This is a genomic window from Kribbella solani (assembly GCF_014205295.1).
Lineage (GTDB): Bacteria > Actinomycetota > Actinomycetes > Propionibacteriales > Kribbellaceae > Kribbella > Kribbella solani.
The window spans coordinates 1,889,793-1,904,312 of the sequence record NZ_JACHNF010000001.1; the positions used below are offsets into that span (position 1 = coordinate 1,889,793).

17 protein-coding genes are annotated in these 14,520 nt (G+C 69.5%); 10 read left to right on the forward strand and 7 right to left on the reverse strand.

Annotated elements, in window-relative coordinates; translation table 11 throughout:
* Window positions 1–2: 2 nt before the first annotated feature.
* The 5 genes from HDA44_RS08350 to HDA44_RS08370 all read right to left on the reverse strand — a co-directional run bounded on the left by HDA44_RS08350 (window position 3) and on the right by HDA44_RS08370 (window position 3,152).
* Window positions 3–581 carry a CBS domain-containing protein gene (locus HDA44_RS08350; RefSeq protein ID WP_337905727.1) on the reverse strand — a complete coding sequence of 193 codons (579 nt, stop codon included), beginning with the start codon at window positions 579–581 and terminating at the stop codon, window positions 3–5.
* Between the two features lie 157 nt (window positions 582–738).
* Window positions 739–1,314, reverse strand: coding sequence for an Asp23/Gls24 family envelope stress response protein (locus HDA44_RS08355; protein WP_184832690.1), 576 nt, complete (start codon window positions 1,312–1,314; stop codon window positions 739–741).
* Window position 1,315: 1 nt separating this feature from the next.
* Window positions 1,316–2,389 carry a DUF6286 domain-containing protein gene (locus HDA44_RS38450; protein WP_184832691.1) on the reverse strand — a complete coding sequence of 358 codons (1,074 nt, stop codon included), beginning with the start codon at window positions 2,387–2,389 and terminating at the stop codon, window positions 1,316–1,318.
* Window positions 2,382–2,564, reverse strand: a complete 183-nt coding sequence (locus HDA44_RS08365; protein WP_184832692.1) for a hypothetical protein — start codon at window positions 2,562–2,564, stop codon at window positions 2,382–2,384. The genes HDA44_RS38450 and HDA44_RS08365 overlap by 8 nt, the downstream gene beginning before the upstream one ends.
* A gap of 87 nt (window positions 2,565–2,651) precedes the next feature.
* Complete coding sequence (locus tag HDA44_RS08370) at window positions 2,652–3,152, reverse strand: Asp23/Gls24 family envelope stress response protein (RefSeq protein ID WP_184832693.1); 501 nt, start codon at window positions 3,150–3,152, stop codon at window positions 2,652–2,654.
* 180 nt (window positions 3,153–3,332) lie between these two features.
* Here HDA44_RS08370 and HDA44_RS08375 point away from each other — a divergent pair, with 180 nt between their 5' ends.
* The 3 genes from HDA44_RS08375 to HDA44_RS08385 are packed head-to-tail and all read left to right on the forward strand — an operon-like array spanning window position 3,333 to window position 4,836.
* A complete protein-coding gene (locus HDA44_RS08375; protein WP_184832694.1) occupies window positions 3,333–3,884 on the forward strand; it encodes an RNA polymerase sigma factor in 552 nt (183 codons plus the stop codon).
* Window positions 3,875–4,453 (forward strand): cupin domain-containing protein, encoded by a 579-nt coding sequence (locus HDA44_RS08380; protein ID WP_184832695.1) that lies wholly within the window; start codon window positions 3,875–3,877, stop codon window positions 4,451–4,453. Before HDA44_RS08375 ends, HDA44_RS08380 begins: the two co-directional genes overlap by 10 nt.
* On the forward strand, window positions 4,450–4,836 hold the full coding sequence (locus HDA44_RS08385) for an Asp23/Gls24 family envelope stress response protein (protein WP_184832698.1): 387 nt from the start codon (window positions 4,450–4,452) through the stop codon (window positions 4,834–4,836). Before HDA44_RS08380 ends, HDA44_RS08385 begins: the two co-directional genes overlap by 4 nt.
* Here the strand turns inward: HDA44_RS08385 and HDA44_RS08390 are convergent.
* On the reverse strand, window positions 4,748–5,422 hold the full coding sequence (locus tag HDA44_RS08390; RefSeq protein WP_184832700.1) for a phosphatase PAP2 family protein: 675 nt from the start codon (window positions 5,420–5,422) through the stop codon (window positions 4,748–4,750). The two genes, HDA44_RS08385 and HDA44_RS08390, sit on opposite strands and share 89 nt — an antisense overlap.
* A gap of 157 nt (window positions 5,423–5,579) precedes the next feature.
* Here HDA44_RS08390 and HDA44_RS08395 point away from each other — a divergent pair, with 157 nt between their 5' ends.
* Complete coding sequence (locus HDA44_RS08395; RefSeq protein ID WP_184832701.1) at window positions 5,580–7,172, forward strand: LCP family glycopolymer transferase; 1,593 nt, start codon at window positions 5,580–5,582, stop codon at window positions 7,170–7,172.
* 4 nt (window positions 7,173–7,176) lie between these two features.
* On the opposite strand, the gene HDA44_RS08400 is transcribed toward HDA44_RS08395, so the two are convergent.
* Window positions 7,177–8,871 carry a cytochrome c biogenesis protein CcdA gene (locus tag HDA44_RS08400; protein WP_184832702.1) on the reverse strand — a complete coding sequence of 565 codons (1,695 nt, stop codon included), beginning with the start codon at window positions 8,869–8,871 and terminating at the stop codon, window positions 7,177–7,179.
* Between the two features lie 156 nt (window positions 8,872–9,027).
* Here HDA44_RS08400 and HDA44_RS08405 point away from each other — a divergent pair, with 156 nt between their 5' ends.
* The 6 genes from HDA44_RS08405 to HDA44_RS08430 all read left to right on the forward strand — a co-directional run bounded on the left by HDA44_RS08405 (window position 9,028) and on the right by HDA44_RS08430 (window position 14,480).
* On the forward strand, window positions 9,028–9,705 hold the full coding sequence (locus HDA44_RS08405) for a fasciclin domain-containing protein (RefSeq protein WP_184832703.1): 678 nt from the start codon (window positions 9,028–9,030) through the stop codon (window positions 9,703–9,705).
* A gap of 34 nt (window positions 9,706–9,739) precedes the next feature.
* Window positions 9,740–10,333 carry an ECF RNA polymerase sigma factor SigK gene (gene sigK / locus HDA44_RS08410; RefSeq protein WP_337905732.1) on the forward strand — a complete coding sequence of 198 codons (594 nt, stop codon included), beginning with the start codon at window positions 9,740–9,742 and terminating at the stop codon, window positions 10,331–10,333.
* 4 nt (window positions 10,334–10,337) lie between these two features.
* A complete protein-coding gene (locus tag HDA44_RS08415) occupies window positions 10,338–11,054 on the forward strand; it encodes an anti-sigma factor (RefSeq protein WP_184832704.1) in 717 nt (238 codons plus the stop codon).
* Between the two features lie 135 nt (window positions 11,055–11,189).
* Window positions 11,190–11,855: a response regulator transcription factor gene (locus tag HDA44_RS08420; protein WP_184832705.1), complete on the forward strand. Its 666-nt coding sequence runs from the start codon at window positions 11,190–11,192 to the stop codon at window positions 11,853–11,855.
* Complete coding sequence (locus tag HDA44_RS08425; RefSeq protein ID WP_184832706.1) at window positions 11,827–12,894, forward strand: sensor histidine kinase; 1,068 nt, start codon at window positions 11,827–11,829, stop codon at window positions 12,892–12,894. The genes HDA44_RS08420 and HDA44_RS08425 overlap by 29 nt, the downstream gene beginning before the upstream one ends.
* Before the next feature lie 260 nt (window positions 12,895–13,154).
* Window positions 13,155–14,480, forward strand: a complete 1,326-nt coding sequence (locus tag HDA44_RS08430) for a right-handed parallel beta-helix repeat-containing protein (RefSeq protein ID WP_184832708.1) — start codon at window positions 13,155–13,157, stop codon at window positions 14,478–14,480.
* Window positions 14,481–14,520: the final 40 nt, after the last annotated feature.

Here is a 14,520-nt window from a genome sequence, read left to right on the forward strand (position 1 = left end):
GCCTACCCCGGCGGCTGGTCACCGAGCCCGGCCACGGCCAGACTCGTGAGCAGACGATCCAAGGTGATCACACCGGTCAACTCGCCACCGGCCCCGACCACCGCCACCAACGGACTCCGCCCGCGCGCCATCAACGCCGCGATCTCCAGCAGCGTCGCGTCCTCGGTCACCGTCAGCGGCCGCGCGACCGGCCGCGGCAGGCAGTCGCCCACCGTCAGCCCACCCAGCTCCCGCCAGAACACGTCCGCCGACGGCTCGTCCACGGCGCGTACGAGCATCGGATCGTCCTGAAACGCCGCCGGAATACTCAACCGCAACACCTGAGACCCCGGTAGTACCGCGACCGGGCGTCCCACCCCGTCCACCACCACCAACCCGGGTAACCGCCCGACCGCCATCACCTGCACGGCCCGAATCACCGAGTCGGTCACCGAAACCGTCGAAACCCCTACCGCAACATCAACAGCCCGCATCCCCACACTCCGCCGCTCAACCCCATCCACGCCGACCGCACCGGCCGCACCGGCCGCACCAACCGCACCGGCCGCGCTGGCTACACCGACCGCATCGAAACCAATCACCCGGACCTCCCCGGCCACCACCACCGGGCGGCCTTGTTCGCCACCAGTCTTGGCGCCGCCGGCCCCGCAAACCATGGGGTCCACACCCCAACTTCCCCACCACCCACCTGACGGGCCAAACCCTCCCTTTCAGGGGGCAAGCAACAGCGCCAAGTACTCAGTGCACTCGCGAGGTTGGGCTCGGTTTGTTCGTGCGGGCGACCCGGAGGTGTGTCCGGTGGTGCAGGGCCGGGATGCCCAGGACAGCGTGGAGGTCCTGGGTTGCCTGGGTGACTGCCGCGTGGACCGCGTCCAGGTTGGCAGCGGGTTCGATGGTGCAGTGGAGTTCGGCGACCAGTTGGCCGCGGTCGGCGCGGATCCGGCCCGAGCCTTCGCGGAACTCCGGGCGGGCGGCCAGGCCTTCCGCGGCAGCTGTTACGGCGGCGTTGGCGTCAGCAAGCAACCGGCCGTTCGTGATCGTGCTGGGGAGGGTGAAGCGGGAGTTCGTTCGGCGCGGGAGGTGGCGGGTCAGCCAGAAGAGGCCCAGGAGGAGTACGGCGATGGCGGCCGCACCTGTTGCCCAGGGCCACCAAGTGGAGTGGGAGTAGTCGGCTGGGGTTCGGGTTGTGAGTTCGGTGGGGGCGGTCGGGAAGACGTTGTAGTACCAGCAGAGGGCCAGGGTCCCGGCGGCGATCAGGACCAGGGAGATCAGGGTGCCGACGGTACGGTCCAGGGTGATGACTCCGCGGCGCATGTCAGTCCTCCTGGAGGGTGATACGGAGCCTGAGACTCGGGGTGAGCGCGGCTAGGCGGTCGTCGACGGCAGCGCGTACTTCCCCGGTGACCCGCTCCGAGTCGCCGAACGTGGTGACGGCCGCGCGAAGCGTACGGCGTTTCGCGGTCACGGACACGCCGGTGACCGAGTCCACGCGATTCGCGGCATCCGCAGCAAGCCGAGCAACATCACGAGCCCGAATCCACAGCATCGCACTCGCGTCGCTGGGCGTACTCGACGTGTGAACTGCCAGATGGGTTCGGCGGCGGGGTTTGAGGGTGATGGTCAGGACGAGCGCGCCGAGGACGATCGTGGCGATCGCGGCAGCGGGTAGCCAAGAGGTTTGGTGGAGTGCCAGGGTTCGGCCGTACCAGGTGGGTGGGATGACCTGGCCGCGGAGGAGGCCCGCGCTGCGGAGGGTTTCGGCGCTTCCGGTCAGGCCCAGGGCGATCACCGCAAGCGCGGCGAGGACACCCAGCACGCCGGCCGCAGGGCGGGCGACCGGCGGTTTGGCCGCCGCCGGCAGGGCGGCCGGCATGCACTCGGTGCCGGTTCGCGCGAGGTTCGCTCCGACGTCGTCGACCGAGGTTCGCGGAGACGCGGGGGTTGCCGAGGTGATCTGCGCGGACGTCGCCGACCCGGTCTGCGCGGGGCCCGCCGAGGTGGTCCGCGCGGGGGTTACCGCGGTGATTTGTACGTCTACGCGGTCGACGCCCAGGCCGGTGAAGTCTTGGATGGCGTTGGTGACGTCCTGATGTAGCTCGGTGGCTATCTCGGATAGGGGCCGGCCCCAGTTGGTGGCTACTTCCAGTTCGATTCGGGCGCGTTGGCCGGCCAGCACTGCCCGCGCTTTGGGCAGGCCGCGTCCGAGCGTGGCGGGCTGGCGTACGACCTCGTGGTGCCGGCGTGCGGTGATTTCGGCGATCCGCTCCACCGCTCGCTGGGCGATGTCGAGCCGCCCTCGATCACCCCCGTAGATGACCGAGGACGACTCGGGTACCGCGCCGGCCGGGCTGACCGCGCCGACCGCGCCGGCCGGGCTGGGCTCAGCCACGGCCGCGGCGGGAGATCAGGTCGTCGAGACCTTTCGTGCCGTCGGACAGGAAACGGCCGACGACGAACCCGATGGCGCCGAGGACGAGCGCGAGCAGGAAGCCGGCGAATCCGCCGGCCGCGGCGGCGATGGCGATCAGCAGACCGGCGAACAAACCGATGGTCGACGTGCTCACGTAATCTCCTCGAACTGGGACGAACCGGCGCCGGCCTGCACCCGGGTGCCGCGGGACGCCGACCGGAATGGTGGCTGGAACTGGCTGTTACTGCACGCGACGTTCAGCGGCAGGTTCGGTGTCATCATCATCGTCGTCATCGCCTTCGAGGTGTACGTCGGTGACGGCGATGTTCACCTCGGTCACCTCCAGACCGGTCATCCGTTCGACGGCGGAGATCACGTTGGTACGGATCGCGGTGGCGAGCGCCGCGATGCTGACGCCGTACTCGGCCACCAGTTCGATGTCGATCGCGGCCTGCTTCTCGCCGACCTCGACCGAGACACCCTGGGACAGATTGGTCCGGGAGCCGGGGATGCGGTCGCGGAGCATGCCGACCGCGCGGGCGGCGCCGCCACCGAGGGCGTGTACGCCGTCGAGCTCGCGGGTGGCGATGCCGGCGATCTTGGACACGACCACGTCGGCGATCGTCGTCCGTCCGGTCGCGTCCACCAGTCCGGTGCCGTCGGCAACCACCTCGGCGGACTCCCGGGCGGCATCGCCGGTGGAACCTCCGGCCCGGCGGGACGTCTTCACGGTTTCGGTCATCGGCTGATGCCTTTCTGGTCAGCGGTTGGTGCCCGTACGCCGTTGGGACGACGGCAGCTACCGGATCGTCACGCGCCCGGACCGGATTTTCTGCCGCGTACGCGCCCAGCGTGACATGTCTCACCCCGTAGTTCGGGGAGGTCCGCGTGACTTCGGGGCGGTCCGTGTCGTCTACCCACCATGACGGCGCTGGCTGAGCTCGACGAGGCGACCCTGGTGTCCAGGGCGCGCGATCGTGACCCGGCGGCGTTCGAGCTGCTCGTCCGGCGGTACCAGCGGCGGATCTACACGCTCTGCCTGCGGATGCTGAACGGTGCCAGCGGGGACGCCGAGGACCTCACGCAGGAAACGTTCGTGACCGCGTGGCGCCGGCTGCCGGAGATCCAGAACGACGCGGCGTTCGGCGGCTGGCTGTACCGGACCGCCACGAACAAGTGCCTGACGGTGCTGCAGCGCCGCCGCCCGACCGTCGATCTCGACGATCACCATCCGCCGGCCGACGTGGACAGCGATCCGGCCCGCACGGCCGGTACGAGTGCGGCGATGAGCGCGCTGTCCGAGGCGCTCCGGCAACTGCCGCCGCAGCAGCGGGCATGCTGGTTGTTGCGGGAAGTCCACGGTCGTTCGTACCAGGAGATCGCCGATCTGGTCGGGACGACACCGACCGCGGTGCGGGGCCGAATAGCCCGCGCCCGCGCCGAGCTCGCGGAGGTGATGAAGCCATGGCGATGAACTCTGACAGCCCAGTCGCCGACCTGCACCCGCTCCCCTGCGGCCGGACCGTCGAAGATGTCTCGGACGACCTCGACACCGAACAGCACGGCGGCCCGGCGAACGCGCACCTGGCCCACTGCCCGCACTGCCAGACCGCGAAGGCCAGTCTCGAGCAACTCGCGGCGGCGACCGCGCTGCTGATCGACGACCCGGTCGACGTACCGACCGGCCTGCTGGATCGGATCATGACGGCCGTCCGCGCCGACCTCAACCTCGGGCGTACGCTCCCGCTGCCGACCGGATCGGCGCAGGTCGAGGTGTCCGTCTCCGCGCTGGCGTCCGTCCTGCGGTACGCGGTCGACGGCGTGCCCGGCATCCGTGCGCGCCGGTGCCGGATCGACCTGGATGAGGACCGCCCGGATGCCGTCCGGGTGTCGATGACGGTCGCGCTGCGCTTCGGCGCCGGCCAGGTCGCGGCGCTCGACGAGGCCCGCGACCGGGTGGCCGCAGCGCTCCAGGGCCAGGTCGGCTACACCCTGACCAGCCTCGATTTCGAGGTCGTCGACGTGTGGACGGACCAGCGGTGAGCCTTCCGGGCGAGGGCACGGGCAAGGGCGAGATCGAGCGGGTCACCATCGCCGAAGCCGCGGCCACGGCGGCCCGCGCGGTGGACGGGGTGGTCCGGCTCCAGCCCGGCCTGGTCGGTTTGCTCAAGCAGTTCGCCGCGCAAGCCTGGGAACGAGCGACCGGTCGCCCGATGCCGGACATCGCGGGCATCGACGTCGACCTGCGCGCGGACGGCACCGTGCACCTCGACGTACGCATCGTGACCGCGATCGATCGTCACACCGCCGCGGTCGGCGCCGCCGTACACATGGCCGTCACGGCAGCGGTCGAGGCCGCGACCGGCCGGGTTCCGCAGGTACGGGTTCGCGTGGTCGAGATCGACCTCGAGCCCACTCGCTCCTGATCGACCGGCGCGCGAGCGATCCGAGGACCAGGCCGAGGCCCCAGCCGCCGACCACGTCCGACGGCCAGTGGTAGTGCAGCCGCACCACCGACACCGCCACCGCGGCCGACACGATCGGCACGACCCATCGCAGGACGGTGTCGAGCTTCGTACCCGGCATCGTCAGCACGGTCGCCGCGATCATCAGCATGGCCAACGAGTCCGCCGTATGGCCCGATGGCCACGACATGCCGCCGGCCGCGAGCTGGTCGACGTGCCCTTTCGGCGGCGTACGCCCGACCAGCGTCTTCGTGAGCAGCACGACCGCCTGGGTCAGCGCGACCCACACGGCGGCGACGATGAGCGTACGGATCGGTCGCCGCCGCACCAGGTGCACCGCGGCCGTGACGATCAGTACGGCGGCCAGCGGCCAGACGCCACCGATGTCCGACACCACGTACCAGAGGTCGCCCGCCGGATGCCCGATCGGGAAGACCGTGTGGTCCCAGCGCCGCAAGGGCCCGTTCGCGATCAGGTCGATCAGCGCGGCCACGAAGAGCACCGCACCCACGACAACGGGTAGCCGGTTCTGACTGGTCGACCGCATGTACTCCCTCGCTCTTTGCAGCCAGTCTGACACCCGGCGCCAGAGTTCTTCGGGGACGTCAACCAACCGCGCGGGTCCGGCGTCGTACAAGAGTCACAAGCGTGTCACAGGCGTACTGCCGGGCGGACGTACGGCTGGCGGAGCAGGAATGGGAGTCATGTCGCGGAGTGCACGTTCGGGCGGTCATCGCAGCGCGCCGCGCGCGAGCCGGGCCCGTCGCCGTACCTACCGGACCCGCACCAGCGGCGCCGCGATCACCCTGACCATCCTCGGCGCGTTGCTGCCCGGTCTGGGGTTCATCCTGGCGGGCCGCCGCAAGCTCGGCGCGGCCGTGCTGACCGGCTTCCTCGGCCTGATCGCCCTCGGCGCGTACCTGGCGCTCGCCCAGCGGAACACCATCCTGGAGCTGGCCGTCGACCCGAACCGGCTGCTGATCGCGACCGCGCTGGTGGTGCTGCTGAGCGCGGCCTGGATCGTGGTCGTGGTCGCCTCGCACAAGATGCTCCGGCCGCTCACCCCGACCGTGACCGGCCGGCTGGTCGGCGCATCCGCGGTCGGGGTGCTGTGCTTCGCGATCGCCGTCCCGACGACCGTCGCCGCGCAGACCGTGATGGCGCAGCGCAACCTGGTCGGCGCCGTGTTCCAGTCGGAGGGTCACTCGAAGAGCGCGACCCGGCCGAAGGTGAACAAGCAGGACCCGTGGGCGAACACCCCGCGGCTGAACATCCTGCTGCTCGGCGCGGACGACGGCGCCGGCCGGACCGGCGCGCGGACGGACACGGTGATGGTCGCCTCGATCGACACCAGGACCGGCGACACCAAACTGATCTCCCTCAGCCGGAACTGGATGCGGATGCCGTTCCCGGCCAGCTCGCCGCTGCACAAGGTGTACCCGAACGGCTTCTGGGACCCGAACCTCGGCAACACCGAGCAGCCACAGTACTACCTGGACGCGATGTACGACACCGTCCCGAAGGCACATCCGGGCATCCTCGGCCCGACCGACAATATGGGCGCCGACGTGCTCAAACTCTCGGTGGGCGCCGCGCTGGGTCTGGACATCGACTACTACATGCAGGTCAACCTGGCCGGCTTCCAGCAGATCGTCGACGCGGTCGGCGGGATCACGGTGAACGTCAACTACCGCGTCCCGATCGGCGGCGAGTACGGCATCGGCCCGGGCGCGAACGCCCCGAAGCCGCCGAGTGCCTACATCGAGCCGGGTCCGGAGCAGAAGCTCGACGGCTTCCACGCGCTGTGGTTCGCCCGCGGCCGGTACGGGCTGAGTGACCCGTCGCGGCAGGAGCGGCAGCGCTGCACGATCCATGCACTGGTGAACGGCGTGAACCCCGCGACGCTGGTGACGAAGTACCAGCAGATCGCGGCCGCGAGCCAGGAGATGCTGCGCACCGACATCCCGCAGGAGCTGCTGCCGGCGCTGACGCAGCTCGCGCTGAAGGTGAAGACCGCCGGGGTGTCGAACATCGACCTGAACAAGGACAAGAACTTCCCGACCGGCCGCGACCCGAACTACGCCGGGATGCGCGCGATCATCCAGAAGGCACTCACCGCCCAGCCGACGGCGACCGCGACCTCCACCTCGGGTACCGGCAAGACCACCTCCGGCACCGCGACGACCCCGCCCAGCCGCGGCACCGGCTCGGCGAAACGGCACACGACGAGCGCGAGCCCCAGCACCCAGAGCTTGAATGACGCCTGCGCGTACCACCCGGAGCCCGGCGGCTCCTGAGCCGTCACCCGAAGCTGAAGGTGTACGCCGAGATGCCGGCCGAATAGGTGAGCGTGATCGTCCCGCGCTCGACTGTAGGATTGTCAACAATCTGATAGGCATTCGGTGTGCCGGTGACGACAATCCGACGATCGGCCTGACCTGGCGCGGAGATCGTCACCGTGCCGTGCCCGGACAGCACGTGGTACACCTTGGCCGCCCGGTAGTTCAGCCGCGTCTGCGATCCGGAAGTCGCCGTCACGTTCTGCGTGCCGACAATCCAACGACCACCGAGGCTGTACGTGTCGTCCGGCTGGTAGGCGTTCAGGCTGAACGCGGTCGGTGTCTTCCGTGGCGCCAGTGACCCGGTGCCCTTGAAGTTCTGCGAGCGCGAGTAGCCCAAGTACGTCTCCGGCGTCAGGTCCTTGCCAGCAGCAACCGCCTGCACAGCCACCGGCGCCGGCAGCCGGACGCCCGGATTCGCGGCGGTCAGCAACTGCCGCAGCTGGTTCTCGGTCTGCCCGTACGACCCCTCACCGAACTTGATCGACCGAACCACGCCGTTCGCGTCGATCAGGTACTTCGCCGGCCAGTACTGATTCCGGTACGCCGTCCAGGTGGCCAGATTGTTGTCCTGAGCAACCGGATAGCGAATGCCCGCGGACCGGATCGCGGCCGCGACGTTGCCGGCGTCCTTCTCGAACGCGAACTCCGGCGAGTGTACCCCGATGATCTCCAGGCCGGCCGCCCGGTACGCCTTGTCCCACGCGACCAGGTACGGCGTGGCGCGCTGGCAGTTGATACACGAGTACGCCCAGAAGTCGATCAGTACGACCTTCCCCCTGAGCCGTGACAGCTCGACCGGCTGTCCGTCGGGCGTGTTGAACCACTTCTGCGTGCCCTGGATCGCGGGCGCCGGACCGCACTCGGCCAGCTCCGCCGCGCCCGGCGTGCACTTCGACAGCTCGGTCGACGCGTCCCCGATCGCCGGTGCGAGCGCGCCCTGGACGGTCTTGTTCTCCGCGACCTTCTGCTCCAGCCCACTCGTGTACGAAGGCAGCGCGCGCTGCAGCACATCGGTCAGGTTGAACGCCAGCGCGACCGCCAACGCCAGCATCACCACACCGCCGGCAATACGGAAGCCACGCGCCCGGTCCCGGTACGCCTTCACCCGCTGCGAGATCCGCGACCCGGCCGACGCGAAGATCAGCAACGGCAAGGCAGCACCGATCGCGAACGAGACGGTCAGCACGACCGTACGCCAGCCGATGTGTCCGGTCGCGCCCGCGACGGTGATTGCCGCGAGCACCGGTCCGGCGCACGGAACGTACAGCGTGCCCAGACCGAGGCCGAGAACGAACGCGCCGCCGTCCTGCCGGTTCAGCTTCGGCAACCGGTAGAACGGCCGCTCGATCAGGTGACCGAGCGCCGGGAAGATCAGCCCGAGGCCGACCAGCCCGAGCACGGTCAGGCCGATCCAGCGCAGGAAGCTGTCCGGCAGGCCGAGCGCGGACAGGATCACCGAGCCGGTCAGCGTGAAGACACTGAAGCTCACCACGATGCCCGCGATGATCTTCACCGGCCGAACATCCCGCCGCTTCCCGACCGGGACCGCACCGCCAGTACCGGCGAAGAAGATGATCGGCAGCATCGGCAGGACGCACGGTGAGACACCGGTGATCAGGCCACCGATCAGTCCGATCAGAGCGAGCGTGGTCATGACGGCACCTCACGGTCTCGGGTACGGGATGCCAGTCCTTCGCCGCCGGACGCCAACCGGATGGGTCGAAAACTCATACCCATCCGCGACCCGGACGGCACCGAACGACTCCTGACCGCCGCGTCAGCGGCACCCCCAGCCGAGAGAGAGATCGTCATGTCCCGAAAGATCGTCCGGGCGGGCCTGTCCGCGACCACGCTGGCCCTGGTACTCGCGACCGCCGCCTGTGGAAGTGACGACAACAAGGCCGGCAACACCTCGGCCTCAAGCTCAACCTCAGCTTCAACCCCGGCCGAGACCCCCGCGGAGACCCCGAGCGCCTCGACGGACCCGGCCGCCGCCGGCCTCGTCGGCCCGGGCTGCGCCGGGTACGCGAAGGCGAACCCCACCGGCGCCGGCTCGATCGACGGCATGGCCGCCGCGCCGCTGGCCACCGCCGCGTCCGGCAACCCGCTGCTGAAGACCCTGGTCGCGGCCGTGTCCGGAAAGCTCAACCCGAAGGTGAACCTGGTCCCGACCCTGAACGGCGGCGAGTTCACCGTCTTCGCCCCGGTCGACACGGCGTTCGCGAAGATCCCCGCGGCGACGATCAACACGCTGAAGACCAATGACGCGATGCTGACCAAGATCCTCACGTACCACGTCGTGGCCGGTCAGCTCGATCCGGCGGCCGTGCTCGGCAAGCACCCGACCGTGGAGAAGCAGGACGTCACGGTCACCGGCTCGGGCGACGCCCTGAAGGTGAACGGCGCGAACGTGATCTGCGGTGGGGTGAAGACGGCGAACGCTACCGTGTACCTCATCGACAGCGTACTGATGCCGCCGGCTGCCTGATCCCGTAGCAGCGATCCAGTAGCAGAGGAATCCAGTGCCCGATCCGATCGCGCTCCCCTGGCCCTCGCGGCAGGGGGTGGTGTCCGTCGGCGACCTGCTGGCCAGGACCGCCGCCGGTGACACCGCCGCGTTCAGCGCCCTGTACGACCGCGTCGCGCCCGCCGTGTTCGGCCTTGTCCGGCGGGTCCTGCGCAACCCGGCCCAGTCCGAGGAAGTCACCCAGGAAGTGATGCTGGACGTGTGGCGGACGGCGACGCGCTTCAACCCCGAGCGCGGTTCGGCGCACTCCTGGATCCTGACGATCGCGCATCGCCGCGCGGTCGATCGGGTCCGCTCCGAGCAGGCATCGGCCGACCGTACCGAGTTGGCCGGTGCCCGCGCGGTCGACGTGGACTTCGACCAGGTGGCCGACACGGTCACGACTCGCCTCGACGTCGAGCAGGTGCGGCGGTGTCTGGGCAAACTCACCGAGCTGCAACGCGAATCCGTCACGCTGGCGTACTACAACGGCTATACCTATCCCGAGATCGCCGAGCGGCTCGGGGCGAAACTGCCCACCATCAAGGCGAGAATGCGGGACGGCCTGATCCGGCTTCGCGACTGCCTCGACCCCGCGCAGGGAGGCTGACGTCATGACCGATCCCGACGTTCACACCTTGGCCGGGCCGTACGTCCTGGACGCGCTGCCGGCGCCCGAGCGGACCCGGTTCGAGGCACATCTGAAGGACTGCGCGTTCTGCCGTACCGAGGTGGACGAGCTTCGCGAGGCCGCGGTGAAACTGGCGACCCAAGTGGCGGCTCCCCCGCCGCCGCACCTCAAGGCGAATGTGATGGCCGCGATCGACCAGGTCCGCCAGCTCCCACCGCAGGTCTGGGGTGAAGACGCGCCGGCCGAGCGACGGTACTCCCGGCGGTCGGTGCTCGCACTGGCGGCGGCTGCCGTGGCAGCGGCGACCGCCGGTGGGGTCGCGATCGACCAGTACCGGCGGCGATCCGAGCAGACCGAGGCGAACCAGCGGATCAGCGCGATCCTCGCCCAGCCGGACGCCCGTACGGTCCACGGCGCCGTCTCCGGTGGCGGCCAGGCGACGGTCGTCACCTCCGCGCGGGCCAACGCCGCCGTTGTCGTCCTGAAAGACCTCCCGAAGCTGCCCGCGCAACGTACGTGGCAACTGTGGATGATCGACACCTCCCAGCAAGCACATTCGATCGGCCTGGCCACCGGCGACGAGACCCAGGTGATCGACGGCAACGTCACCGGCAAGGCCACCTTCGGCCTGACGATCGAGCCGGCCGGCGGCTCCCCCAGCCCCACGCTGCCTGCCGCGGCCCTGATCCCGCTCACCTGACCGGTCACGGAGCGTAGGTGAATGTTCGATTAACGGCCGGTGTCCATTGAACCCCGGTCAGGTCTTCCCTGCGCGGCCGGATCGTTCCAGAATGGCGATATCCGCTACACACGGTCATCCGCGGAGGGGGCGAAGATGACCAAAATTCTGGTGATCGACGACGAGCCGGATCTGATCCGGTTCGTCCGGCGGGCCCTGGAGGCCGGAGGCTACCAGGTGCTCAGTGCCACCGACGGGCTGACCGGGCTCCGGCTCGCGCTCGAGCAGCGGCCGGCGCTGATCGTGCTCGACCTGGTGATGCCCGGCATGCATGGCGAGGCGGTGCTGTCGGCGTTGCTGGCCCAGGACCCCGCGTACCGGCTGCTGATCCTGTCCGCCACTGCCGACGTCCAGCTCCGGATCAGCTGCCTGGAACAGGGCGCGGTCGACTTCCTGGCGAAGCCGTTCGCGATCCGTGAGCTGCTCGCGAGGGTCCGTGGCCGGCTCGGTGAGGACGCCGGTGGCCGGCCGAAGAACCGGCTCCGGGTCGGTGAGCTGGTGCTCGATCTGGAGGCCCGGCAGCTGGTCGTGGACGGCCGGCCGACGGTCCTGCCGAAGCGGGAGTTCCTGCTGCTGCGGCACCTGATGCGGAACCCGGACGTGGTCTGCTCCCGGCAGGAGCTGCTCTCCGAGGTCTGGGGGTACGACTTCGATCCGTCCACGAATGTCGTCGACGTCTGCGTCGGCCGGTTGCGCTCGAAGCTCCGGCCGGACCTGATCGTGACCGTGCGCAATGTCGGGTACCAGCTCCAGAGCGCCTGAACTGCGCTCGCGGCGGCGGGCCGACCTGGCCATCGACCTGACGGTCGCGGTGGTCGTGATCGTCATGATCGGGCTGATGGTGGCGTTGCCGGGCCACGAGGCCGCGCCGTTCCATTTCATGTTCCTGGCGGTCGCGATCGCCTACGGGTACCGGATCTGGCCGGTGGTCCCGACCATCGCCGCGACGGTCACGATCACCGCGCTGAGCGGGTGGCTGATGATCTCGCAGGCCTCCGAGGGGCAGCTGCCGAAGGCCGAGCTGGCGGAGATTCCGTTGATGCCGCTGCTCCTGCTGGTGATGATCTGGCACGCGCGGCGCCGGGTGACGGCGGTCGAACAGCTGAAGGAGATGGCCGGCCGGCAGCTCGCCGCGGTCGATCGGGAACGCGAGTTCTTCCGGGACGCCTCGCACGCGATTCGTACGCCGGTGACCATCGCGCGCGGACATCTGGAGCTGGTCGCCGCCGGTTCGCTGGACGACGACGCACGGGAGGACGTGTCCGTCGCGATGATGCAGCTCGATCGGATGTCGGCGCTGTCCAACCGGCTGCTCGCGGTCGCGCGCCTCGACTCCGGCGGTGCCTTGTCCGCGCAGCCGACCGATCTGGCCGGACTGGTCCGCGAGCTCGGCACGAACTGGTCCGCGCGGGCCGACCGGGTCTGGCAGGTCGAGTGCCGGCCGACCGGCGAGATCTTCGTCGATCCCGAGTGGATCGAGATGACCCTGGACGCGCTGGTCGAGAACGCCGTCAATTTCACCCCGGAGGGCGGCGTGATCAGTCTGCGCTGCGGCCGGTCGGCCGAGCGCTGCATCGTCGAGGTCGCCGACACCGGGCCGGGGATCGCACCCGCGGATCTCCCCCAGGTGTTCGACCGGTTCTGGCACCGGATGCCGCCACACGGACCGATGGGGACCGGTCTGGGGTTGTCGATGGCGCGGTCCGCCGCGATCGCGCACGGTGGCACGCTGACCGCCCGGAACGGCCCGGGCGGCGCGGTCTTCGCCCTGGAGCTGCCCGCCCGGCTGACCGATCGATGACAGCATCGTCATCTTTCTTGCCCGCCCGGGCCCGGGGCGCCACGCTGCAGAAGGGGAACATGCTGCGTACGTCGCACTTGCCCGGAAGCGCCCCACACGCCCCGGACCGCCGCGCCGGCCGCGGTCGGCGACACCCCCTCGTCGTGACCGCCGCCTGAAACGCGCGGACCCGGCGTACGCAGCCGTTCTCACCCGTTCGGCAGCGCCGGGTACGTCATTTGCCCGATGCGCTTCCGCCTGCCCGGAGCCACGCTGAAGGCATGAAGCTCGCGTGGCGAGTCGGCGGCGTGGCCTTGATCTCCGGGGCCGTTCTGTCCTGCTCGCTCGCCGCCCGCGCGGCCACGACGACCTTGTACGTCGACCGCACGATGCCGAGCTGCTCCGACTCCGGACCAGGTACTTCGGGTACGCCGTACTGCACGATCGTCAAAGGCGTCAGCAAACTGGCCGCCGGGATGACGTTGTACATCGGCGACGGGACGTACGCCGAGACGATCAAGCCCGCCGTGTCCGGGACCGCGGACGCCCCGGTCACGATCACCGCCTGGCCCGGCAAGCATCCGCTCCTGACCCCGGCCAGCTTCGGCGCGAACATCAGCTCCCGGGCGTACCTCACGCTCTCCGGGATCGCCTTCAGTGGTACGAAGTACGACGGCGTGTACGTGACCGGCAGCCAGAACATCACCATCAGCGGCAACACGGTCACCGGCGCCGGACACCCGGTGGCCGGCCAGAACGCGTACGGGATCAGCATCCGCGGTACCAGCGCATCGGTTGTCAGCGGCAACGATGTGAACCACAACAACGGCACCGGCATTCTGCTCACCTCCGGCTCCACGGGCAACGTGGTGAGCGGCAATGCGGCCAGCTACAACGCCGACGGGTACCAGCGGAACGCCAACGGGATCAACGTGATCAGCCCCGGCAACACGGTGATCCGCAACATCACCCACGACAACGAGGACTCCGGGATCCAGTTCTACCCCGGCGGCAACAACAATCTGGCGACGCTGAACGTCACCTACGACAACGGCGACCACGGCATCGACGACTACAACGTCACTGGTGGCTTCCTGATCGGCAACACGGTCTACCGCAACTGCACGACCGGGATCAACGTCGAGGGGACCTCCGGCAACTACACGGTGATGAACAACATCGCGGCCGACAACGCCGTCTACCCGGCGTACAACGGCATCGCCTGCAACCGCCGGGCCGGGAACATCGGGATCTGGGACTCCGCGCCCGCGTCGACGACCGTCGACCACAACCTGGTCTGGCTGACCAAGAGCGGCACGATGTACGCGTTCGCCACGACGTACAAGACCCTGGCCGCGGTGCAGGCAGCCACCCACCAAGAGGCGCACGGTGTCCAGGCCGATCCTGCTTTCGCGAACGCGGCCGGGTGGGATCTGCGCCTGAGCGGGACGTCCGCGGCCATCGACCGGGGCAACTCGGGCGTCGCCGGTGAGCAGCCCACCGACCTCAACGGCAACCCGCGGGTCGACGATCCCGCGGTCAGCAATGCCTTCGCGGAGGGCCCGCGCCTGTACGACGATCTCGGAGCGTACGAGTACCAGCCGTGACAGATGACGTGAAGATGACCGAATCATGACGTCTGCCCCG

Coding starts and splice junctions, on each gene's coding strand:
- HDA44_RS08355 (WP_184832690.1), bottom strand. CDS start 1,314: ATGCGCCGCGGAGTCATCACCCTGGACCGTACCGTCGGCACCCTGATC.
- HDA44_RS08370 (WP_184832693.1), bottom strand. CDS start 3,152: ATGACCGAAACCGTGAAGACGTCCCGCCGGGCCGGAGGTTCCACCGGC.
- HDA44_RS08375 (WP_184832694.1), top strand. CDS start 3,333: ATGACGGCGCTGGCTGAGCTCGACGAGGCGACCCTGGTGTCCAGGGCG.
- HDA44_RS08380 (WP_184832695.1), top strand. CDS start 3,875: ATGGCGATGAACTCTGACAGCCCAGTCGCCGACCTGCACCCGCTCCCC.
- HDA44_RS08390 (WP_184832700.1), bottom strand. CDS start 5,422: ATGCGGTCGACCAGTCAGAACCGGCTACCCGTTGTCGTGGGTGCGGTG.
- HDA44_RS08395 (WP_184832701.1), top strand. CDS start 5,580: ATGTCGCGGAGTGCACGTTCGGGCGGTCATCGCAGCGCGCCGCGCGCG.
- HDA44_RS08400 (WP_184832702.1), bottom strand. CDS start 8,871: ATGACCACGCTCGCTCTGATCGGACTGATCGGTGGCCTGATCACCGGT.
- HDA44_RS08405 (WP_184832703.1), top strand. CDS start 9,028: ATGTCCCGAAAGATCGTCCGGGCGGGCCTGTCCGCGACCACGCTGGCC.
- HDA44_RS08415 (WP_184832704.1), top strand. CDS start 10,338: ATGACCGATCCCGACGTTCACACCTTGGCCGGGCCGTACGTCCTGGAC.
- HDA44_RS08420 (WP_184832705.1), top strand. CDS start 11,190: ATGACCAAAATTCTGGTGATCGACGACGAGCCGGATCTGATCCGGTTC.
- HDA44_RS08425 (WP_184832706.1), top strand. CDS start 11,827: ATGTCGGGTACCAGCTCCAGAGCGCCTGAACTGCGCTCGCGGCGGCGG.
- HDA44_RS08430 (WP_184832708.1), top strand. CDS start 13,155: ATGAAGCTCGCGTGGCGAGTCGGCGGCGTGGCCTTGATCTCCGGGGCC.